The sequence below is a fragment of the Actinoplanes sp. NPDC051405 genome (genome assembly GCF_055586185.1).
On sequence record NZ_JBVJIR010000021.1, the window covers coordinates 124,193 to 144,004 of the forward strand.

The 19,812-nt window shown below is 73.3% G+C and carries 19 protein-coding genes; 10 read left to right on the plus strand and 9 right to left on the minus strand.

Going from position 1 to position 19,812, the window contains the following annotated elements; all coding sequences use genetic code 11:
• Positions 1-622: 622 nt before the first annotated feature.
• Positions 623-1,219, minus strand: a complete 597-nt coding sequence (locus ACZ6S4_RS36720) for a TetR/AcrR family transcriptional regulator (protein WP_465479313.1) — start codon at positions 1,217-1,219, stop codon at positions 623-625.
• Positions 1,220-1,300: 81 nt separating this feature from the next.
• On the opposite strand from ACZ6S4_RS36720, the gene ACZ6S4_RS36725 reads away from it, so the two are divergent.
• Positions 1,301-2,044, plus strand: coding sequence for an SDR family NAD(P)-dependent oxidoreductase (locus tag ACZ6S4_RS36725; RefSeq protein ID WP_465479314.1), 744 nt, complete (start codon positions 1,301-1,303; stop codon positions 2,042-2,044).
• Positions 2,045-2,050: 6 nt separating this feature from the next.
• On the opposite strand, the gene ACZ6S4_RS36730 is transcribed toward ACZ6S4_RS36725, so the two are convergent.
• The 4 genes from ACZ6S4_RS36730 to ACZ6S4_RS36745 are packed head-to-tail and all read right to left on the minus strand — an operon-like array spanning position 2,051 to position 5,895.
• Positions 2,051-3,091, minus strand: a complete 1,041-nt coding sequence (locus ACZ6S4_RS36730; RefSeq protein ID WP_465479315.1) for a hypothetical protein — start codon at positions 3,089-3,091, stop codon at positions 2,051-2,053.
• Between the two features lie 43 nt (positions 3,092-3,134).
• Positions 3,135-4,058 carry a ketopantoate reductase family protein gene (locus ACZ6S4_RS36735; RefSeq protein ID WP_465479316.1) on the minus strand — a complete coding sequence of 308 codons (924 nt, stop codon included), beginning with the start codon at positions 4,056-4,058 and terminating at the stop codon, positions 3,135-3,137.
• Positions 4,058-4,324: a UBP-type zinc finger domain-containing protein gene (locus ACZ6S4_RS36740; RefSeq protein WP_465479317.1), complete on the minus strand. Its 267-nt coding sequence runs from the start codon at positions 4,322-4,324 to the stop codon at positions 4,058-4,060. Before ACZ6S4_RS36740 ends, ACZ6S4_RS36735 begins: the two co-directional genes overlap by 1 nt.
• Positions 4,321-5,895 carry a Na+/H+ antiporter gene (locus ACZ6S4_RS36745; RefSeq protein WP_465479318.1) on the minus strand — a complete coding sequence of 525 codons (1,575 nt, stop codon included), beginning with the start codon at positions 5,893-5,895 and terminating at the stop codon, positions 4,321-4,323. Before ACZ6S4_RS36745 ends, ACZ6S4_RS36740 begins: the two co-directional genes overlap by 4 nt.
• Positions 5,896-6,037: 142 nt before the next feature.
• On the opposite strand from ACZ6S4_RS36745, the gene ACZ6S4_RS36750 reads away from it, so the two are divergent.
• Genes ACZ6S4_RS36750 through ACZ6S4_RS36775 form a run of 6 tightly spaced genes read left to right on the plus strand, consistent with a single transcriptional unit; the run spans position 6,038 to position 11,867 of the window.
• On the plus strand, positions 6,038-7,042 hold the full coding sequence (locus ACZ6S4_RS36750) for a 3-oxoacyl-ACP synthase III family protein (protein ID WP_465479319.1): 1,005 nt from the start codon (positions 6,038-6,040) through the stop codon (positions 7,040-7,042).
• Positions 7,039-7,770, plus strand: coding sequence for a glycosyltransferase family 2 protein (locus ACZ6S4_RS36755; RefSeq protein WP_465479320.1), 732 nt, complete (start codon positions 7,039-7,041; stop codon positions 7,768-7,770). Before ACZ6S4_RS36750 ends, ACZ6S4_RS36755 begins: the two co-directional genes overlap by 4 nt.
• The gene (locus tag ACZ6S4_RS36760) at positions 7,770-9,221 is read left to right on the plus strand and encodes an AMP-binding protein (RefSeq protein ID WP_465479321.1); all 1,452 of its coding nucleotides are present in this window, start codon (positions 7,770-7,772) and stop codon (positions 9,219-9,221) included. The genes ACZ6S4_RS36755 and ACZ6S4_RS36760 overlap by 1 nt, the downstream gene beginning before the upstream one ends.
• The gene (locus tag ACZ6S4_RS36765) at positions 9,218-9,952 is read left to right on the plus strand and encodes a glycosyltransferase family 2 protein (protein ID WP_465479322.1); all 735 of its coding nucleotides are present in this window, start codon (positions 9,218-9,220) and stop codon (positions 9,950-9,952) included. The genes ACZ6S4_RS36760 and ACZ6S4_RS36765 overlap by 4 nt, the downstream gene beginning before the upstream one ends.
• On the plus strand, positions 9,949-11,031 hold the full coding sequence (locus tag ACZ6S4_RS36770; protein ID WP_465479323.1) for a cytochrome P450: 1,083 nt from the start codon (positions 9,949-9,951) through the stop codon (positions 11,029-11,031). The genes ACZ6S4_RS36765 and ACZ6S4_RS36770 overlap by 4 nt, the downstream gene beginning before the upstream one ends.
• Complete coding sequence (locus tag ACZ6S4_RS36775) at positions 11,022-11,867, plus strand: NAD-dependent epimerase/dehydratase family protein (RefSeq protein WP_465479324.1); 846 nt, start codon at positions 11,022-11,024, stop codon at positions 11,865-11,867. The genes ACZ6S4_RS36770 and ACZ6S4_RS36775 overlap by 10 nt, the downstream gene beginning before the upstream one ends.
• A 30-nt stretch (positions 11,868-11,897) precedes the next feature.
• Here the strand turns inward: ACZ6S4_RS36775 and ACZ6S4_RS36780 are convergent, their stop codons facing one another.
• Positions 11,898-12,548, minus strand: coding sequence for a hypothetical protein (locus ACZ6S4_RS36780; RefSeq protein WP_465479325.1), 651 nt, complete (start codon positions 12,546-12,548; stop codon positions 11,898-11,900).
• Between the two features lie 20 nt (positions 12,549-12,568).
• Entirely contained in the window at positions 12,569-13,270 is a 702-nt protein-coding gene (locus tag ACZ6S4_RS36785; RefSeq protein ID WP_465479326.1) for an EcsC family protein, read from the minus strand.
• A 200-nt stretch (positions 13,271-13,470) separates the two neighbouring features.
• Between ACZ6S4_RS36785 and ACZ6S4_RS36790 the strand changes: the two genes are divergently transcribed.
• Positions 13,471-15,822: a putative bifunctional diguanylate cyclase/phosphodiesterase gene (locus ACZ6S4_RS36790; protein WP_465479327.1), complete on the plus strand. Its 2,352-nt coding sequence runs from the start codon at positions 13,471-13,473 to the stop codon at positions 15,820-15,822.
• A 5-nt stretch (positions 15,823-15,827) separates the two neighbouring features.
• Here ACZ6S4_RS36790 and ACZ6S4_RS36795 read toward each other — a convergent pair whose 3' ends face one another.
• A complete protein-coding gene (locus ACZ6S4_RS36795) occupies positions 15,828-16,322 on the minus strand; it encodes a GNAT family N-acetyltransferase (RefSeq protein ID WP_465479328.1) in 495 nt (164 codons plus the stop codon).
• A gap of 100 nt (positions 16,323-16,422) precedes the next feature.
• Between ACZ6S4_RS36795 and ACZ6S4_RS36800 the strand changes: the two genes are divergently transcribed.
• Together ACZ6S4_RS36800 and ACZ6S4_RS36805 are read left to right on the plus strand one after the other, a co-directional pair.
• On the plus strand, positions 16,423-17,334 hold the full coding sequence (locus ACZ6S4_RS36800) for a proteasome assembly chaperone family protein (RefSeq protein ID WP_360553253.1): 912 nt from the start codon (positions 16,423-16,425) through the stop codon (positions 17,332-17,334).
• A 97-nt stretch (positions 17,335-17,431) separates the two neighbouring features.
• Positions 17,432-18,973 carry a GAF domain-containing protein gene (locus ACZ6S4_RS36805; protein WP_465479329.1) on the plus strand — a complete coding sequence of 514 codons (1,542 nt, stop codon included), beginning with the start codon at positions 17,432-17,434 and terminating at the stop codon, positions 18,971-18,973.
• Between the two features lie 10 nt (positions 18,974-18,983).
• On the opposite strand, the gene ACZ6S4_RS36810 is transcribed toward ACZ6S4_RS36805, so the two are convergent.
• A complete protein-coding gene (locus tag ACZ6S4_RS36810; protein WP_465479330.1) occupies positions 18,984-19,757 on the minus strand; it encodes an alpha/beta hydrolase in 774 nt (257 codons plus the stop codon).
• Positions 19,758-19,812: the final 55 nt, after the last annotated feature.

The following is a 19,812-nucleotide window of genomic DNA, read 5'->3' on the forward strand; positions in this document are numbered from 1 at the left end:
GGGGCCAGCGCGCCAGGCCGGGCCAGCGCGCCGGGCCGGGCCGGGTCGACGCTGTCGAGTCTGCGCGTGGCCGGACGTGCTGCGCGGGCCGCATTGGATCAGCGCGCGCCAGGTTTAGGCGTGCCGCATCCGCACCGGACCAGACCGTGCCTGCGCCGGGCCGACCCGGCCACGCCCGCATCGGCCCACCGGTCCCGCGCGCGGCCGCACCGGGCCAGACCGTGCGGCCCAGACTGTCCCGCCGGGCTGAACCGGAACGGCCAGACCGGGCCTTGCCGGGCGAGGCGACGCCGCACCCGGCCGAGCCGACCCGGCCATGCGACACCGCGCCATGCCACGCCAGACTGCGGCGCGTCAAGCCGGCCAAGCCGCGCCTGACCAGCCCGGGCCGGCCAGGCCGGGCCAAGCAGCGCCTGACCAGCCCAGGCCGGCCAGGCCGGGCCAAGCAGCGCCTGGCCGGCCCGAGCCGGGCTCGGTCCGGCCAGCGCGGGCAAGCTTCCGCGACCATCCACCGCCGCCCCCATCCGACGCCGGCCAGCTGAAGCGCCGCCTTCACCGACCGCGCCCGTTCGCGGATCGCATTGCCGGCTCCGACGCCCATGCGGCGACCGCAACCGCGCGGTCAGACGGTGAAGGAGTGCACGTAGGCGAGACCCGCCTTCATCGACACCCGCATCGGTTCAGCAGTTCGCAGAGTCTGGCTCAGGACGCTGCCACCCTGAAGCGCGGTCAGCAGGGCCATCGACAGCTCATCAAGGTCAGCCTCCGGCCGCAGCTCACCCCGTTCGCGCATCGCTCGCAGGCCGTCGTGCAGCAGGGACTGCCAGCGCTGGAAGGCGTTGCACAGGTCTTCGCGGGTCGCTTCGTCGGTCGGGCCCAGCTCCCCCGCCAGCGACGTCAGCGTGCATTCGCCCCGGCCGCTGTTGTGCTCCTGGTGTTCGATCGCGGCATCGGCCCACGCCTGCAGCGCGTCGAAACTGTCCAGGGCGCCCATGACCGGCCGGCCGGGGATCAGCGGCGCCTCGGCCTGGCGGGTGATGACCGCCCTGATCAACGCCTGCTTGCTGTCGAAGTAGTGGTAGAGCTGCGAGCCGCTGATGCCGGCCGCCTTCCGCACGTCCTCTGTGCTCGTGCCGGCCACGCCGTGCCGGGCGATGAGCTCCGTCGCCGCCTCGAGGATGCGTTCCCTGGTCGCCTGCCCTTTGCGGGTCAAAGTCACACGCTCAGCCTAGCGGACTGGGTTGCGCAACCCAAAAAGGCGGCGTAGGAATGGGTTCAACAACCCAGAAATGGAGTCGACGTGTCTGAACTTGTGGGAAAGACAGCCTTGGTGACCGGGGCCACGGCGGGTATCGGCCGGGCCGTCGCGGTGCGGCTCGCGGAGAACGGGGCCGAGGTCGTGGTGCACGGCCGGGACGCGCAGCGCGGGGCTGAGCTGGTGTCAGCCATCGCCGAGCGGGGCGGCCTGGCGCGGTTCGTCGCCGCCGATCTCTCCGCCGCCGGGGACGTCGAGCGGCTGGCGGCCGAGGCCGGGGAAGTCGACATCCTGGTCAACAACGCCGGGGTGTACGAGTTCACCTCCACCCCCGCCACCAGCGCGGACAGCTTCGACCGGCACCTGGCGATCAACACCCGGGCGCCGTTCCAGCTGGTGGGGGCGTTGGTCCCGGGCATGATCAAGCGAGGGCACGGAGCCATCGTCAACATCAGCTCGACCGCCGCCACCTCGGTCGCGCCGGTCGGGGCGGCCTACGGGGCGTCGAAGGCCGCGCTGGAGACGTTGACCCGCTACTGGGCCACCGAGTTCGGCGGCGCCGGCATCAGGGTCAACGGCATCGCCTCCGGGCCGGTGCGCACCCCGGGCACGGCACCGCTGCTGTCCGCCTACCCGGACGCGATGGATCAGGTGACCGCGCGCGGCCGGATCGGCGACCCCGAGGAGATCGCGGATGTCGTGCTGTTCCTGGTCGGGCCGTTCAGCAGCTACGTCAACGGGACTGTGGTGGCTGTCCACGGTGGAGAGCGCAGCCTGCTGCCCAGCTGACGACCATCAGGCCGTCTGGCTCAGCACATCGTTGAAGATCTTCTGAACGACCGTCTTCTTCTCCGGCGGGGCGAACGCTCCCACCCCCACCTGCCACGCCCCGCCGGAGGTCGTGAAGAAGTGGCTCATGTCGAGGGTGTACCGCCCCTTGGCATCCGTCGGCGTCTCCACGTACCAGGTGCTCTCGTCGTAGGCCCGGCCCTTCGCACCCGGGTCGAACCACTCCGTGGTGAGCCGGTCCCGCTCCGCCGGACCGCAGGGCGCCGGGCACGGCCGCAGCATGATCTGCAGCCGTTGTCCGCTTCCCGGGTTCCCCTCGTCGATGCACACCCGGGCCTGCGCGTCCGGGATGCTGATGCGGCCGGCCACGCACCCCCAGGTGCCGGGCGTGCGGAACGCGAAAGGCCACCCGTTGAACGCCATCGTGTACGTGTCGTCCCCGGCGGCGTAGGCCGGACCGACCAGCTTGCGGACCGGTGCCGACCGCAGGGTGGGCTTGCTCGACGGGACCGCCTCCGTCGCGCCCGGAGCAGGTTCCGTCGGCCGGGCCGGGATCGGCGAAACGGCGGTGGGCCGCGCCACCGGGGTGTCGGATTCCGCGTTGTCGAGCAGCGCCGCCACACCGAGGCCGCCGCACACGCACAGCAGCAGGACCAGCGGCACCACCACGAGCGCGATCGCCGCCGGCAGGCCTCGGTACTTCTGCGGCGCCGGTCCGATCGCGCCGTCGAGCAGGGCGATCGCCGGTGCGCGGTACTCCACCTCGGCCACCTGGCCGGGATGGACCGGCACCACCGTGTCGGCGGTGCCGATCCGCGACGGCAGCAGATACGGCACGTGCATGTGGACGTGGTGCTGACCGGGCGGCACCGGCACGACGGTTCGCCCCCAGCGGGCGGGGACCGGCTGACCGTTGATCGCCAGGTACGGCTTGAACAGGCCCAGCATGAAGGTCAGCCACGAGTAGCGGGCCGTCACGGCAATGGCGGTCGAGCCCTGGTATCCAGGAGGCGGCGCGCCCCACGAGGGCTGCGGCGGGTCGTACACGGCGGTCCTTTCCGATCAAGGACTGCGAAGCATACGGCTGCGGTCAGCCGGTCCGGCCGCGGGAGTAGACCGACAGATTCGTGTACGCCGCCGCGTACAACGGTGCGTCCACGCCCAGCCGCTCCGCGTGGGCGACCAGGTCTCCCACGATCGCGTCGGCTTCAACCGGCCGGCCCGCCTGCATGTCGCGGTACATCGACGAGGTTGTCGGGACCTTGCGGGCATTGGTGATGCTGCCGCGCAGGAACGTCAGTGCCTGCTCGCGCGGCGGGTGGCCCGCCGCCGTCACGATGGCGACCGCCTCGGCGATCACCCGGTCGGTGAAGGCCGGGCCGCCCGGCGCCGCCAGCACCTCGCCCACCGGGCTGCGCATCAGCGTCGTCACCACCCCGAGGCTGGCCAGGAACAGCCACTTCTCCCACATCTGCTGGGTGATCGTCGTCGTGCCCTCGGAGTCGAACTCCGCCCCCGACAACGCTTCGGTCACCGCCGCCAGGCGTGGGTCCGGGCCGCCGTCCAGCGGGCCGTACGCGAGCCGCTGCAACCCGGTGAGCTGCACCACGTCGCCCTCGTCGGTCAGCGTGCCGGCGATCATGCACACGCCGCCGTACACGTGGCCGGGTCCGAACGCCGCGGTCAGCGCGTCGATGTGCCGCATGCCGTTGAGCAGTGGGACGATCACCGTCTCCGGTCCCACCGCCGGTTTCAGATCGTTCAGGGCCCCGTCCAGGCCGTAGCTCTTCACGGCGAGCACGATCAGGTCGTAGGGGCCGTCGATCTCCCCCGCCGTGACCGTCCTGACCGGGATGGTGCTGTCCCCGGCCGGCGAGTGGATCCGCAGCCCGCGCCCGGCCAGCGCGGCCGCGCGGGCCGGGCGGACCAGGAACGTGACGTCCCGGCCCGCCTCGGCCAGCCGGCCGCCGAAGTAGCCCCCGGTGGCGCCGGCGCCCACGAACAGGGTGCGCATCAGGCGCCTAGCAGGTCATCGACGAAGCACCACTTCCAGTTCTCGCCCGGCTCGTAGGAGCGCATCACCGGGTGGCCATCCATTTCGTAGTGGGCGGACATGTGCCGGCGCGGCGACGAGTCGCAGCAGGCCACGTAGCCGCAGTCCAGGCAGAGGCGCAGGTGCACCCAGTCGTGGTGGCCGTCGGCCACGCACTCGGGGCAACCGCCCTCGTACGGCGCCTGCGGTGTCGGTTCCCCGGCTTCCTTCAGGTGCTGGCAGGTCAATCGTCACTCCGGTTCAGCTGGGACTCTTCCAGGTCGAGGTCGCGCTGGGCGCGGGTGAGCACCTCCTCGGAGATGCGCCCCTCGTTGCGGGCGATCTTGAAGACATGGCGCTCAGCGGTAATCATCTCCCGACGCAGCCGACCGTACGCCGCCGACGGGGTCTCCTGCGTCTGATTGCCCAGCCGTTCCCAGGCGCTGTTGGCCCGGCTGTCGGTCAGCGCCCGCAGCCGGTCGACGACGGACCGCGGTGCGCCGTCGGCCGCGGCCTCCAGCCGTTCCAGCGCCGCGCGGCTCGCCGCGTGCTGCACAGCCGCCTCGGCCAGGGCATCCTCGGCGCTGGTGTCCTCCTTGACGCCGAGGCGCCGGGCCAGCACCGGCAGGGTGGGACCCTGGATCAGCAGGGTGAGCACGATGATCGCGAAGGCCACGAAGACGAACAGCTCGCGTGGGTAGTCGGCGTTGGGCACGTCCTTGTTGAGCGGCAGAGTCAGCGCCGCGGCCAGGGTGACCACGCCGCGCATGCCGGCCCAGGCGATCACCGTGGGCACGCTCGGCGGCGGGCGTTCCTCCCGGGCCCGGACCCGGGGGATCAGCCGCGCCAGGTACGTGGCCGGATACATCCAGGCGAACCGGACCAGCACCAGGGTGACGAACACCGCGGCGGTGACCGTCACCGTGGTGGCCAGGTCGCGTTCGATCCGGCTGATCAGGTCGCGGATCTGCAGACCGACCAGCAGGAAGACCACCCCTTCGAGCAGGAACGTGATCAGCCGCCAGACCGCGTCCATCTGCAGCCGGGAGGTCGCCGACAGCAGGTACGGGATCCGGTGCCCCAGGTAGAGCCCGGCCACGACGACCGCCACGATGCTGGAGGTGTGCAGCCGCTCGGCCACGATCACCACGACGAACGGGGTGAGCAGCGACACCGCGTCGTCGAGCAGCGAGTCCTCGATCCGCTTGTGCAGCCAGGCGGCGCCCATCGCGGCCGCGAAGCCGATCAGCACCCCGCCGCCCGCCTTCAGCGCGACCTCGCCGGCGATCTCCCAGAAGCCGACGGCCGAGCCGAGCAGTGCGCCGACCGAGATCCGTACGAGCACCAGCGCCGACGCGTCGTTGAGCAGGCTCTCGCCCTCGAGGATGGTGACCACCCGGCGGGGCAGGCCGATGCGGCGGGCGATCGCCGTCGCCGAGACCGCGTCGGGCGGCGCCACCACCGCCCCGAGCGCGATGCACGCGGACAGCGGCACCTCGGGCAGCAGCGCGTGCACGACGAAGCCGACGACGAACGCGGTCAGCACGACCAGCCCGACCGCGAGCAGCAGGATCGGGCGCAGGGCGCGGCGGAAGGCGACCACGTTGGTCTGCAGCGCGGCGACGTAGAGCAGGGGCGGCAGGATGCCGATCAGCACCAGCTCCGGCTCGATCTCCACCTCCGGCAGGCCGGGGACGAAGGACAGGCCGAGGCCCGCCACCAGCAGGACCAGGGGCGCGATGAAGCCGAGCCGCCGGGCGAGCGCCGCGCCGAGCACGGAGATCGCCACGAGCACGACCGTGTCGACGATGGGTTCCATGCCCGGAAGCTTAGAGAAGTCCGCCCGCGACGCCCTGTGGCGCCTCCCACGCTCCTCGACCCTGGTCCTGGTCGCCGGGCCTAGGAAGAATGAGCCGTTCTACTCACGCCGCGGACCCCGGCACTGCTGAAGGCTGGCGCCCATGACGACGACCGTTCCCCGCGTGGGTATCACCGCCGTGGCCAGCTGCCTGCCCGAGCAGCGGATGACGACCGACGAACTGCAGGAGAGGGTGGGCGGCGGCCTGCCGTTGCCGGCCGGGATGTTCGCACAGGCCACCGGCATCACCACCCGCCGGGTCGCCGCCGACGGCGAGTACGCCTCCGACCTGGCCGTGGCCGCCGGCCGGCAGGTTCTCGAACAGGCCGGCCTGGACGCGCTGGACGTGGACCTGCTGCTGTTCGCCTCGGCGACCCGGGACATGGTCGAGCCGGCGACCGCGCACGTCGTGCAGGCGGCGCTGGGTGGCCGGGCGCACGCCCTGGACGTGACCAACGCCTGCAACAGCTTCCTCAACGGCATCGACCTGGCCCGTTCGATGATCCTGGCCGGGCGGGCCCGCCGGGCGCTGGTGGTGACCGGCGAGACCCCGACCCGCGCGATGCGACCCCGGCTGGACGGCATGCGCCAGGCCCGGCAGGCGTTCGCGGGTTACACCTTCGGCGACGCCGGGGCGGCGGTGCTGGTCGAGCCGGTGGCCACCGGCGGCATCCTGGACGTGGACGCCGAGACGCACTCGCAGCACTGGGCGGTCGGCGGCATCTTCGGCGGCGGCTCGCGGCATCCGCGCGGTGACGAGCACACCTACTTCACCGGCGACGGGCACAAGCTGCGCGGCGTCTTCGAGAAGATCGGCCTCGGCCTGGTCGAACGCGTCCACCACCGCACCGGCCTGGGCTGGGACGACTACGCCCGGGTGCTGGTGCACCAGGTGACGCTGCCCTACCTTCAGCGGTTCGTGGAGGTGGCCGGCGTGCCGGTGGACAAGCTCGAGGTGACCGTGCCGGAGCTGGGCAACATGGCCAGCGCCACGCTGGGCGTCCAGCTCGACCGGGTGCGTCCCGCGCTGCGCACCGGCGACAAGGTGCTGCTGGTCGGGCTGGGTGGCGGCGTGAGCCTGATGACCATGATCTGGGAGGTGTCGTGACCGCGCTGTGGGTGATCGTCCCGGCGTACAACGAGGCCGGGCGGATCGGTCAGACCCTGGCGGCGCTGGCCGCGCAGACCGACACCGGCTTCGAGCTGCTGGTGGTGGACAACGGCTCGACCGACGACACGGCGGCCATCGCGCGCGCTTTCGTCGCGCCGTTCCCCGTGCATGTGCTCGTGGAGCCGGAGAAGGGCGTCGGCTGCGCGGTCGACACCGGTTTCCGGCACGCGATCGCGGCCGGGGCCACCATGCTCGCCCGTACGGATGCGGACTGCCTGCCCCGGCCCGGCTGGCTGGCGGCGGCCCGGGCCGGGCTGACCGGCGGCGCCGGGCTGATGTGCGGGCGGATCACCGCGCGCCGCGACGAGCACGGCCCGGCCGGGCGGGCGCTCTTCCGGCTGCTGGTGGCGCTCGCGGCGGCCTTCGGGCGGCTGCGGCCGGCGCACCGCGCGGACGGCTACCGGGCGCCCTACCGGATGCACGCGGGCAACAACATGGCCATCACCGCGACGCTCTACGAGGCCTGCGGCGGCATGCCGCGGCGCCCGTCCCCCACCGACCGCACCTTCCTCAACCGGGTCCGCCGCAGCACCACGGCGATCCGGCACAGCCGCACGATGGTGGTGGAGAATTCCACCCGCCGGCTGGCCGCGTACGGGATCGTCGGCACCGCCAAGTGGTATCTCGACCGCGGCAGCGGCGCGCTCACGGCGGATCCCCGCTGATGCTCGGCGAGCTCATCGCGGGCCTGCGTGACGACGACACCCGGCCGGCCGTGCTCGGCGCGCGGCGCACCGGACAGCCCGTGGTCCGGGCCACCCGCGCCGACCTGTCCCGGCTGACCAGCGGGTACGCCGCCGCCCTGCACGCGCGCGGGCTGGTGGCCGGGGACACCGTCGGCATCGCCGTGCGCCCGGGGCCACAGTCCTTGGCGGTGCTGCTGGCGGCGTACCACCTGGGTCTGCGGATCGCGGTGCTGGACCCGACCGCCGGCCCGGAGGTGCTGCTGTCCCGGCTGCGGCTGGCCGCGCCGCGGCTGGTGCTGGCCGACGCGGCCGCGCAGGCGGTCGCCGGCTGGGCCGCTCCCCTGGCCCGCCGGGCCCACCTGGCCCTGCCCGAACTGGCCGCGCTGGCGCCCACGGTCACCGTCGGGCGGCGGCTACCCGGCACCGCACCCGGCCTGGCCCCGGCGAGCGGACCGGCCCCGGCGGGCTTCGACGGCGACGGCGACGCGGTGGTGGTCTTCACCTCGGGCACGACCAACCGGCCGCGCGCGGTCGTGCACACCCGCGCGAGCGTTTCCGCGGGCATGCGGGCGGTCCGCGACCTGGTCCTTCCCGTGCCCGGCCGGCCGGTGCTGGGTGGCACCTTCTTCGTGCTGGTCCCGTCGCTGGCCGGCGGCGCGCCCGTGGCGTTGCCGGCGCACCGGCCGAAGACATTGGCGCGACAGCTCGCGCGGCTCGCGCCGCAGGCCACCTATCTGACGCCGCCGCGGCTACGGGCTGCTCTGGCGGCCGGCGCCCGGTTCACCGGGCGGGTCTACAGCGGATCGGCGCCGGTCAGCGCCGGGCTGCTGGCCGCGGTCCGGCGGGCGGGCGCGGAGCAGGCCTGGGGCGTGTACGCCCTCACCGAGGTCTTCCCGGCCGCCGCGGTGGAGAGCGCCACCAAAGCCGCCTTCACCGGGCCGGGTGATCTCGTGGGTGAGCTGCTCCCGGGGGTACGCGCCCGGGTCGACGACGACGGTCAGCTGCTGCTCGCCGGGGCCAACGCGGCGGACCGCTGTCTCGGCGAGCCGTCGCAGCAGTGGGTGGCGACCGGGGACATCGGCCGGCTCGACGGCCGCACGGTGGTGCTCGGCGGCCGGTGCAAGGACATGATCCTGCGCGGCGCCGAGAACATCTATCCCGGCCTGTACGAGCCCGCGCTGCACGTCCCCGGCGTCGAGCTGGCCGTGATCGTGGGCGTACCGGCCGGCGACGGCGACGAACGGGTCGTGGCCGTGGTGCAGCCCGCGGCCGGTGCCGCGCCGGAGGCCGTCCGGGCCGCTTTGCGAGAGCCGCTGGCCCGGATGGGTTCGGCCCGGCCGGACGCGGTCGTGCTCGCCGAGGTGCCGCTGGCCGGGCGGTCCCGTAAGCCCGACCGCGCGGCGGCGGCCCGGCTGGCGGCCGGCGCATGAGGGACCTCGCGGTGATCGTGCCGGCGTACAACGAGGCCGTGCTGCTGCCGGGGTTGCTGGCGGCGCTGGCCGCCCAGTCCGATCAGGACTTCACCCTGGTCGTGGTGGACAACGGCTCGACCGACGGCACGGCCGCGATCGCCGCGGCCCATCCCGGTGACGTGGTGGTCCTGCACGAGCCCGAGCCGGGTGCGGGCACGGCCGCCGACACCGGTTTCCGGCATGCCATCGCCGGTGGTGCGAACCGGCTGCTGCGCACCGACGCCGACTGTCTGCCGGCCCGGGAGTGGGTGGCGACCGCCCGGCTGCTGCTCGACGAGGCCGACCTGGTGTGCGGGCGCAGTGTGCCGCGCCGCGACGAGGGGCCGAGCCTCGCCGAACGGCACCTCTATCCCGCCGTCGTCCGGCTGGCCGCCCGATACGGCCGGTGGCGGCACCGCTCCCCGGCCTACCGGTGCCCGTTCGTGCTGGTGCACGGGCACAACGTGGCGATCACCGCGGAGCTCTACGAGCGTTGCGGCGGCACCCCGCGGGAGGCCCTCGGCGACGGCGCGGAGGACGTGACGATGCTCAACCGGGCCCGTCGGCACAGTGCGCGGGTGGTGCGGGCCGAACAGCTCGTCGTCGAGTCGAGCCTGCGCCGGCTGCGGGCGTGGGGTGCCCGCCGCACCCTGCTGTGGCACTGGGACCGGCGGTACCGGCCCGCCCCGGCCGCGGTGCACGTGCGATGAGGGCTCGTTCCCGGGACCGGCTGGTCTACCTCGGCAGCCATCCGATGCTGTTCGCGCTGCTCGCCGCGGGACGGCTGCGGCCGGTGCTGCGGCTCGGCGGCACGCTGCTGATCAACGACGCCGAGGCGTACACGGCCGGGCTGACCCGGATCCCGCTGGACCGTACCGCCGAGGGCACGACCGGCGGGGCCGCGGGCCGGCTCACCGGTGGTGACCTGCTGTTCGACCAGCACGGCGACGATCACCGGCAGGCCCGGCGGGGCACGGCCGACGCGCTGGGAGCGGCCGCGGTGGCCCGGCTGCGCCCGATCTGGACGGAGGTGCTCGACCGCGGGCTCAAGCCGCTGACGGACGGCGAGACCGTTGATCTCGTACCGGTGGTCACGGAACTGGCCGGCACGACCGCGGCGGCGCTGCTCGGCCTGGAGGTGGACGGCCCCGCGCTGGCCGCGGCGGCCCGCGAGGCGGCGGCGACGGCAGCCCGCTCGCACCTGCCGGGTCCGGGTCGGCGCCGGGCTCTGACCCGGGCCCGGGCGGCGACCGACCGGCTGTCCGCGCTGGTCGCGCCGGGCGGCGGGCCCGAGGCCGGCCTGGCCGTGATGCTGGCGGTGGCCGCGGTCAACACGACGGTCGCCGCACTGCCGCGGGCCGCGGCCTGGGCCGCGGACGCCGACCTCTGGGGGTACGCCGGCAGCCCCGCCCTGGCCTCCGAGCTGCTGCGGGTCACCGCTCCGACCCCGTTGCTGCCCCGCGTCGCCGCCGCGCCCGGTCGCCTGCCGACGACCTCCGGTGGCTGCCCGGTCCACGCCGGCGACCGGATGCTGCTCATCGCCCGGCACGCCGTCGGCGCCCACCACCTCGACCCCGACCCGGGCTCGCCCGCCCCGGCGCACATCGCCCAGCTCGTCTTCGGCGTCGGCCCGCACGCCTGCCCCGGCGCCCGGCTGGCCCGCACCCAGCTCACCGACCTGCTCCAGGCGCTGGCCCCGCTGCGCCCGGTGGTGGTCCGGGCCCGGCCCGATCGGCGCGCGGCGCTGCCGGGCTGGCGTTCCTTGACGGTACGGGCGACATGCGGCTAGCTGTCACCGGCGCGTCCGGCTTCTGTGGCGCAGCCGTCGCCCGCCTCGCCGCGGCCCACGGGCACGACGTGCTCTGCCTGGGCCGCCGCCCCGGTCCGGTGGGTCGCCACGTTCCCTGGGATGCCGCCCGGGAACTGCCCGACGTGACCGGCGCCGACGCCGTGGTCCACCTGGCCGCCGCCGTCGGTGATCCCCGGCCGGGGCGCCGGACCGAGGCGGCGTTCCGGGCCGTGAACGTGGACGGGACCGCGCGGCTGCTGCGAGCGGCGGACGGCCGTCCCGTGGTCTGGGTGAGCAGCGCCAGTGTCTACCGCCCGGGCCCGTACCGGACGCCCGTGTCCGAGGATCATCCCGTCGACGGGCACCGGGGTGTGTACGGGCGGACCAAGGCAGCCGGGGAACGACTCGCCCTGGCCGCCGGCGCGGTGGTACTGCGCCCACGGGCGGTCTACGGCGACGGCGACCGGCATCTGGTGCCACGGCTGCGCCGGGTGGTGCGCGGGGGCCGCGCGTGGCTGCCGGGGCCGGACGTGGCGATGAGCCTCACCGCGGTGGAGAACCTGGCGGCTGCGTGCCTGGCGGCGGTGGAGTGGCCCGGCGGCGTCTACAACATCGCCGACGAGCGGCCGTACCGGCGCGACGAGGTTTTCGCCCGGGCCCTGCGCGTGCCGGTGCGGCACGTGCCGGCCGGGCCGGTCCGGGCGCTGGCCGCGGTGTCACCGACCCTGACCCGCTACGCCGTCGATCAGCTCACCGACGGGATGGTCCTGGAGCTGGGCCGGGCCCGGGCGCTGGGCTACCGCCCGGAGCGCACGCTGGCCGACTACTTGGTGTAGACGGCGACCCTACTTGAGTAGACGGCGACGCTACTTGGTGTAGACCACCGACGAGCGGAAGACCGTCGCGGCGTGGGTGCCGTCGCCACTGCGGCGGGTCACCACCGCGTCGACCGTGAAGACATAGCCGGTCCTGCGGTCGAGGCCGGACACCGTGGCGCTCAGGAAGCCGCACGGGTTGCCCGGCTTGACCCTCACGAAGCCGATGTCACGCTGCGTGCCGAGTACCAGGTCCTGGCTGATCCCGGTGACCCGGAACTCGACGATGTTGTAGCCGCCGACGTTGTACCAGTTCACCGTGGCCGAGGTGGGGCCGGTCGTGACGGCCAGCGCGTTGATCTTGTTGAAGTGCGGGGTGTCCCGGGCACAGGTGGCCGACGGGGTGGGCCGCACCACCGGGGGCAACGGCAGGAAGCCGCTGGTGGTCGCGGTCGGGGCCGGCGAGACGCCGCTGCTCGGCCGCGGGGTCGGCGTGGCGCTGCCCTGGGCCACGACGAGCCACTGGTCACTGCCGGTCACCTCGGAGGTGATGTCCGTGCCACCGCTCTTCGTGGCGCTGGGCGCGGTGAACAGGCTGCAACCGGTGAGCACCAGCGGGGTCACCAACAGCAGGAGCCACCGCTTGCGCAACGGCAAGCGGCCCCCGGAGTTCGTGTCCCTGTCCTTCACAGGAGCACTCATCGACCACGTTCACGCCGACTTTAGGAACGGCGGTAGAGCTCCGTGGTGCGCTGGGCCAGGTCCTTGGTCGCGGCGGAGTTCGCCCAGGTGCCGAGCACGACAGCCGCGCCCGGGATGACCTTGGCGGCCATCCGCCGGGCCGCCCGGACACCGGCCATCTGGGCCAGCTTGACGCCGAGCTTGACCATCACCCCGGACAGCGGCTGGCCGGAACTGGTCGCGAAGAGCCGGCTGGCGCGTTCCCGGCCCGCCGCCACTCCGAGCGCCAGCCGGGCGGCCTCGGCGGCCTTGTGCACCCGTTGCAGCACCAACAGGTCGGTGGCGCGGTCCTGACCCGTCGGGTCGACGCCGTACGCGGCGGCCATGTGCAGCACCATCCGCGCCTGCGTCCAGGCCAGCACGCCCACGTCGACGACCGCGCCGGGCAGGCCGGTGGCACCGGAGACGGCACCGGAGAGCCGCGCGTGGTTGGTGAACCGCCGGACCACTTGCTGGGCCAGCTCGTCCGGGGTGAGGCCGGGCTGTTCCGAGCGGGCCCGCTCGGCCCAGCGCTGTGCCTCGGGGCCGAGCCGGCGGACCGCCTCGAGGGCGAGGTGCTCCGGGGCGTACTGCGGGTCGGCCTTCATCCGGGCCCACAGCGTCCCGGGTGGGCCGGCCGGGTCCGGGCCCTGGTCAGAGGCGTTCGGCGGCGTCGGGAGGGCGGGTACGGCGGGATCGGTCACCAGAGCACTCCGAGGGGTCGAGAGCGGGATCTCGTTCCATTGTGCCGTGCAGCTGCACGTGCACGGCAACGGTTGGCCGGATCCCACGCTGTGCATCCGTCCGGTGACGCTCGCCGCCCCTGGTTTTGGCTCATCCCGTCCACCGGGCGACCGATGAGGGCTGCGCAGGCACGCATTCGCGGCGGAAGGACGACGCACGCATGACGACGGGCGAGGAACGGCAGGTGGAACGGCTGCGGCCGACGCCGATGCTGATCACGGCTGTCGCCGTACTGGTCGTGTCGATCGGCGTCTTCGTGGCGAACTTCGCCGCGCAGCGCAGCCAGGTGGTGTGGGGCTGGATGCCCGCCATGATCGGTACCGCGATCGCGGGCTGGGCCTGCTGGCGTACCGCCTTCACCCCCGGGCTGGACCGGGTGACCCGGCGCGTGTGGCGCTCGCTGGCGGTGGTCTGCGTCCTGATCGTGCTGGGCGTGGCCGGCGATGCCCGCTACACCGTGCTGAACCCCGGCCGGCTGGACCAGCAGCACGACGTGCCGACTTCGATCTGCTACGCGCTGGCCATGCTGGTGCTGCTCTGGGCCCTGCTGCGGCTGCCGATGGCCAAGCGGGAGAGCAAGGACCGGATCATGGTCCGCTTCCTGCTCGACGCCGCGACGATCAGCATCACGGTCGGCATCTTCTCCTGGTACATGCTGCTCCAGGTGGTCAACGCCTGGGACGCCGAGGGGCCGGCCGCCGTGCCGGTGATCATGCTGATGGCCCTGGGCCTGGTCGGCTCGCTGGCCTTCGTCAAGGTCGCGCTCAGCGGTTTCGGTGGCGTGGACCGGATCGCCCTGCGGCTGCTCGCGGCCGCCGCGGCGGTCGGCGCCGTCGGCGGCGGGCTGTTCCCGCTGCTGTTCGACCTGCACCCGGGCCTGAGCGGATCGCAGATGTTCGTGCCGGCGACGCTGCTGTTCGTGGCGTTCGCCGCCGACCGGCAGCGCCGGGCCGCCGGGGTCCCGCAGCCCGAGCGCCGCCGCCGGCCTTTCAGCGTGGTGCCCTACCTGGCCGTCGCGGCCACCGACGCTCTCCTGCTGACCGTCAGCAGCCAGGCCGGCGGTGCCGTGCTCATCGTCGCGCTGGCCGCGGTGCTGCTGACCGCGCTGGTCGTGCTGCGCCAGGTCAACGCGCTGTCCGAGAACGGCCGGCTGCTCGGCCGGGTGGACGCCAACCTGGTCGAGCTCAACGGCTACCAGCGCCGGCTCACCCACCGCGCCACCCACGACGCCCTCACCGACCTGGCCAACCGCACGTTGTTCGAGCAGCAGACCCGCGCGGCGCTGGCCGACACCGAGGCCGGGGCGAGCGACACCCTCAGCCTGGCCCTGATCGACCTCGACGACTTCAAGGCGATCAACGACCGGCTCGGTCACGCCGTCGGCGACGCTCTGCTGGTCGTCGTCGCCCAGCGGCTGCGCGAAGCGGTCCGCGAGGACGACGTGGTGGCCCGCCTCGGCGGCGACGAGTTCGGGCTGCTGCTGCGCGGGCTGCGCCTGGCCGAGGCGACCGAGGTGCTGGACCGCATCGCCGAGTCGCTGACCCGCCCGGTGCACGCGCTCGGCTACGACCTGCTGGTCAAGGCCAGCATCGGGCTCGCCGAGGTGTGGCCGGAGGCCAGCCCGCAGGAGCTGCTGCGCCGCGCCGACCTGGCGATGTACGCCGCCAAGGAGCGCGGCAAGGGCCGGCACGCGGTCTACGACGCCCGCCTCGAGCAGGACCAGGCGGCCGACGCCCAGCTCGGCGCCGAACTGCGTCAGGCGCTGGACAACGGCGACTTCACGCTGGTCTACCAGCCGATCGTCTCGCTGCCCGACGGCGAGTGGACGTCACTGGAGACGCTGATCCGCTGGAAGCACCCCGAGCGCGGCTTCGTCGGCCCGGACGTGTTCATCCCGATCGCCGAGCGCACCGGCCTGATCGTGCCGCTGGGCGACTGGATCCTGCGGACCGCGCTGCGCCAGGCCGCCGAGTGGCAGGACGTCTTCGGATCGGGCGCGCCCGGAGAGATCGGCGTCAACGTGTCGGCCCGGCAGCTGCGGGAACCGGGTTTCGCCGCGGACGTACGGGCGGCGCTCGCGGACAGCGGCTTCGACCCGGAGAAGCTGGTCGTCGAGGTCACCGAGACCGCGGTCTTCGACGGCGGCGTGGCCCTGGACACGTTGCAGAGCCTGGTCACGCTCGGGGTCAAGGTGGCGCTGGACGACTTCGGCACCGGGCACTCGTCGCTCGGGCTGCTGCGTACCTGCCCGGCCGACACACTCAAGGTCGACAAGTCCTTCGTGGACGGCATCGGCGGGCGCTCGGAGGAGGCGGTGATCGCCACCGCCATGATCCAGATCACCAACGGGCTGCACCTGCAGGCCATCGCCGAGGGCGTGGAGACGGCCGAGCAGGCGGAGACGCTGTACCGGCTCGGCTACCGCTTCGCGCAGGGCTACCACTTCTCCCGCCCGCTGTCCCCGCAGCAGGTCACCGACCACCTCGAGGCCGCCCGGGTGCTCGCCGTCTGAGCCATTCACACCACCACCGGGCTGCGCCGTTCCAGCAGCACCACGTCCCGCCAGCGGCCGTGGTGCCGGCCGACCCGCTCCCGGGTGCCGATCACCCGGAACCCGGTACGCCGGTGCAGCGCCAGGCTGGCCTCGTTCTCCGGGAAGATGCCGGACTGGATGGTCCAGATGCCGGCCGCCTCCGTCGAGGTGAACAACCGCTGCAACAGCGCCCGTCCCACACCCCGGCCCTGGGCCGCGGCGTCGACGTAGACGCTGTGCTCGACAACTCCCGCGTACACCGGGCGGGGTGAGACCCTGGTGACAGCGACCCAGCCCAGGACGGTGCCGCCGGCCTCGGCGACCCAGCGATGATCCGCCAGCCGGCCCGCGTCGAAGGCGGCCCAGTCCGGCGCCGTCGTCTCGAAGCTGGCGTCGCCGCCGTCGAGCGCCGCCTGGTAGATCGCCAGCACGGCCGCCGCGTCACCGGGCACCATCGGCCGTAGGGAAAGATCAGACATGCACCGATCCTCGCGCGCGGGAGCAGGAATGAACACGCGCGGCCCGGTGTTCCCACCACATGGCCCGCCCCCGCGGGCGCATCTCGAGGAGGTCCGCAGCGTGCTCGACCCACAAGGGCTCTACGAGTTGGCCGACGACCTGCCCGACCTGGACGAGCCGGTGCTCGTGCAGGCGCTGACCGGGTTCGTCGACGCCGGGAGCGCGATCCAGCTCTCCCGCGAACATCTGCTGGAGCACCTGGACACCCAGGTCCTGGCGACCTTCGACATCGACCAGTTGCTCGACTACCGGTCCCGCCGGCCCTCCATGATCTTCGTCGAGGACCACTGGGAGAGCTACGAGGAGCCGAGCCTGGCCCTGCACCTCGTACGCGACCAGCTGGGCACCCCGTTCCTGCTGCTCGCCGGGCCCGAGCCGGACCTGCAGTGGGAACGCTTCATCGCCGCCGTGACCGGCCTCATCGAGCGCTTCGGGGTCAACCTGACCGTCGGCCTCAACGCCATCCCGATGGCCGTGCCGCACACCCGCCCGGTGAGCGTCACCGCGCACGCCACCGACCAGCGCCTGCTCGGCGACCGCGAGTCCTGGTTGCAGCGCGTCCAGGTCCCGGCGAGCGTCGGCAACCTGCTGGAGTTCCGGCTGGGCGAGTCCGGGCACGACGCCATGGGGTACGCCGCCCACGTGCCGCACTACCTGGCCCAGACCACGTACCCGGCCGCCGCCGAGCTGCTGCTGGACTCCGTCTCCCGGACCACCGGGCTGGCCCTGCCCACCGGCCGGCTCCGCGAGGCCGCCCTGGTCGTCCGCCAGGAGGTCGACAAGCAGGTCGCCGACGACGAGCAGGCCAGCCGGCTGGTGCTGTCGCTGGAGGAGCAGTACGACGCGTTCCTGCGCGGACGGCAGGGCAACCTGCTGGCCGAGTCGAGCGGGCCGCTGCCGACCGCCGAGGAGCTCGGCGCCGAGCTCGAGCGCTTCCTGGCCGAGCAGAGCCGCGACAACGACCAGGGCTGAGCCCGCACCGGCTTCCCCAATCCCACCCCGGCCCGCCCGAACTGTCTGATGATGTGAGGTGCATCGAACGGCGACGGGCAGGCATGGGGGTTTCGTGGTGGCACCATTTCTCACGCGGCGGTCGGACGGACCGGCGCTGCGCCCGGTCCCTCGTGACGTCGAGAGCCTCGAGAAGCTGATCACGGATCTCGAGCGGGCCCAGGATCTGGCGTCGACCTGGCGGATCACGGTGGATAGCACGGTCCAGTCGCACAACTTCAGCTACGGCGCGGTCTGGCTGCCCGACGGCAAGGGCAACGTCCACATCGAGTACGAGACCGGCCCGATCACCCGCGAGCTGCAGTCCGCCGTGCCCTCCGGGCCGGTACCGGCCGACGTCGGCCTGGTCGGCAAGGCCTGGCGCACGAAGCAGTTCGTGTACCTGGGCTCGATGGCCGAGTGCGCCGACTGCCTGCGCTGCCAGGCGGCGAGCCGGGCCGGCATGGCCGCCGCGGTGGTGATCCCTGTCATGCACCGCAATCAGCAGGTCGCGGTGCTGGAGTACTACTCGGCCGAGCCGCTCTACATCGACGGGCCGCGCAGCGAGAAGTGGGCGTCGATCGCCCGGATCGCCGAGCAGGCCCGGTTCACCGCCGTCGCCGCCGCCGAGCTGCGCCAGATCGCCGACGACCAATTCGCGGTGACCAACGTGGTCACCGCCCTGGGCGAGGCGACCGACTCATCGTCGGCCCTGCGGATCGCGCTGGACTCGGTGCGCACGTCGTTCGGCTGGGCGTACGGGTCGTACTGGCAGGTCGACGACGAGCAGCACGTGCTGCGCTTCCAGGTCGAGTCCGGCTCGGCCGGCGACGAGTTCCGCAAGGTGACCCTGGCCGCGACCTTCGCCGAGGGCGTCGGCCTGTCCGGCCGGGCCTGGCGCGCCAAGGACCTGGTCTTCGTCCGCGACATCGGCGAGCTCACCGACTGCGTCCGGGCGCCGGCCGCGCAGCGCGCCGGGGTGCGCTCGGGGGTCTGCTTCCCGATCGTGAGCCACGGCCGCATCATCGGCACGATGGACTTCTTCACCAGCGAGTTCATCGACCTGTCGGAGTCCCGGGCGTCCGCCCTGCGCAACGTGGCGCAGCTGGTGTCGCAGCGGCTCGACATCGTGCGAGCGGCGGAGGCGGCCCAGGAGAGCGCCCGGGCCCTGCTGGACACCGTCTCGCGGCTGCGCGCGGCCAGCGACGACGCCACCCGGGTGGCCCAGGACGCGGTCAACCGCGCGTCGGACATGACCCACGAGGTCGAGGCCCTGGGGAACGCCTCCACGGCCATCGGCGATGTCATCAAGATCATTTCTTCGATCGCCGACCAGACCAATCTGCTCGCTCTCAACGCGACGATCGAGGCCGCCCGGGCCGGTGAGGTCGGCCGCGGCTTCGCGGTGGTGGCCGGTGAGGTCAAGGACCTGGCCCGGGAGACCGCCGAGGCCACCCAGCGGGTCGCCGAGCAGATCACCGGGATCCAGAACAGCGCCCGTACGGTGTCCGCCGGCATCCTGACCACCAGCGACACGATCGGGCAGATGGACGCGGTCCAGGCCCGGATGAACGAGGTCCTCGAGGAGCAGGCCCGGATGGCCGGCGCCATCCGGACCTAGTCCTGCTGTCCTAGTTCTTCAGGGGCAGCCAGTCCAGCACGGTCTGGATCTCGGCGTCCCAGTAACCCCACTCGTGCGCGCCCGGCCCGAACGCGGCGTCGAGGTCGACGCCGTGTTCGCGGCAGGCCGCCACGAAGCGCTCGTTGGCGGCGCGCAGATGGTCCTCGGTGCCGCACCGCAGCATGAGCCGGGGCAGTTCCCGGCGGTCAGCGGTGGCGACCAGGTGCAGCAGGTCGTCATCGGTGCCGGCCAGCGGGCGGTCGAAGACCCGGCCGAGCAGCTCCACGATGTGCGGGCGGTCGTCGTGCTGCTGCATGCCGGCCACGTCGAGAGCACCGGAGAGGCTGGCCGCGGCGGCGAAGCGTTGCGGCTCGCGCAGGGCCCACTTCAGCGCGCCGTAGCCGCCCATCGACAGGCCGGCCACGAACGTGTCCTCGCGGCGGGTCGAGACCCGGAAGAACGACGACACCACCGCCGGCAGCTCCTCGGAAAGGAACGTGAAGAACCGGGACCCGTGCGTCTCGTCGGCGTAGAAGCTGCGGTGCACCTGGGGCATGACCACGGCCAGGCCGCGGGCGGCGGCGTACCGCTCGATCGAGGTGTAGCGGGTCCAGGCGGTGTCGTCGTCGGTCAGTCCGTGCAGCAGATAGAGCACCGGCGGCGGCGCGTCGGTGTCGTGACCGGTGATGCCGATCTGGGTGCTCGCCCGCTCGGGCAGCACGACGGTCATCGAGGTGCCGAGCGCGAGAGTCTCGGACGAGAAGTCAACACGGAGCAGGGCCATCGCTTCAGTATGTCGTGATTACGGAACGCACCCGCACGGTCACCGCAGCGCTTGG

What these genes read in the sequence shown, in the direction of transcription:
- ACZ6S4_RS36735 (WP_465479316.1), bottom strand. Translation starts at nt 4,058, where the DNA reads ATGCGCACCCTGTTCGTGGGCGCCGGCGCCACCGGGGGCTACTTCGGC.
- ACZ6S4_RS36745 (WP_465479318.1), bottom strand. Translation starts at nt 5,895, where the DNA reads ATGGAACCCATCGTCGACACGGTCGTGCTCGTGGCGATCTCCGTGCTC.
- ACZ6S4_RS36750 (WP_465479319.1), top strand. Translation starts at nt 6,038, where the DNA reads ATGACGACGACCGTTCCCCGCGTGGGTATCACCGCCGTGGCCAGCTGC.
- ACZ6S4_RS36760 (WP_465479321.1), top strand. Translation starts at nt 7,770, where the DNA reads ATGCTCGGCGAGCTCATCGCGGGCCTGCGTGACGACGACACCCGGCCG.
- ACZ6S4_RS36765 (WP_465479322.1), top strand. Translation starts at nt 9,218, where the DNA reads ATGAGGGACCTCGCGGTGATCGTGCCGGCGTACAACGAGGCCGTGCTG.
- ACZ6S4_RS36770 (WP_465479323.1), top strand. Translation starts at nt 9,949, where the DNA reads ATGAGGGCTCGTTCCCGGGACCGGCTGGTCTACCTCGGCAGCCATCCG.
- ACZ6S4_RS36775 (WP_465479324.1), top strand. Translation starts at nt 11,022, where the DNA reads ATGCGGCTAGCTGTCACCGGCGCGTCCGGCTTCTGTGGCGCAGCCGTC.
- ACZ6S4_RS36780 (WP_465479325.1), bottom strand. Translation starts at nt 12,548, where the DNA reads ATGAGTGCTCCTGTGAAGGACAGGGACACGAACTCCGGGGGCCGCTTG.
- ACZ6S4_RS36790 (WP_465479327.1), top strand. Translation starts at nt 13,471, where the DNA reads ATGACGACGGGCGAGGAACGGCAGGTGGAACGGCTGCGGCCGACGCCG.
- ACZ6S4_RS36795 (WP_465479328.1), bottom strand. Translation starts at nt 16,322, where the DNA reads ATGTCTGATCTTTCCCTACGGCCGATGGTGCCCGGTGACGCGGCGGCC.
- ACZ6S4_RS36810 (WP_465479330.1), bottom strand. Translation starts at nt 19,757, where the DNA reads ATGGCCCTGCTCCGTGTTGACTTCTCGTCCGAGACTCTCGCGCTCGGC.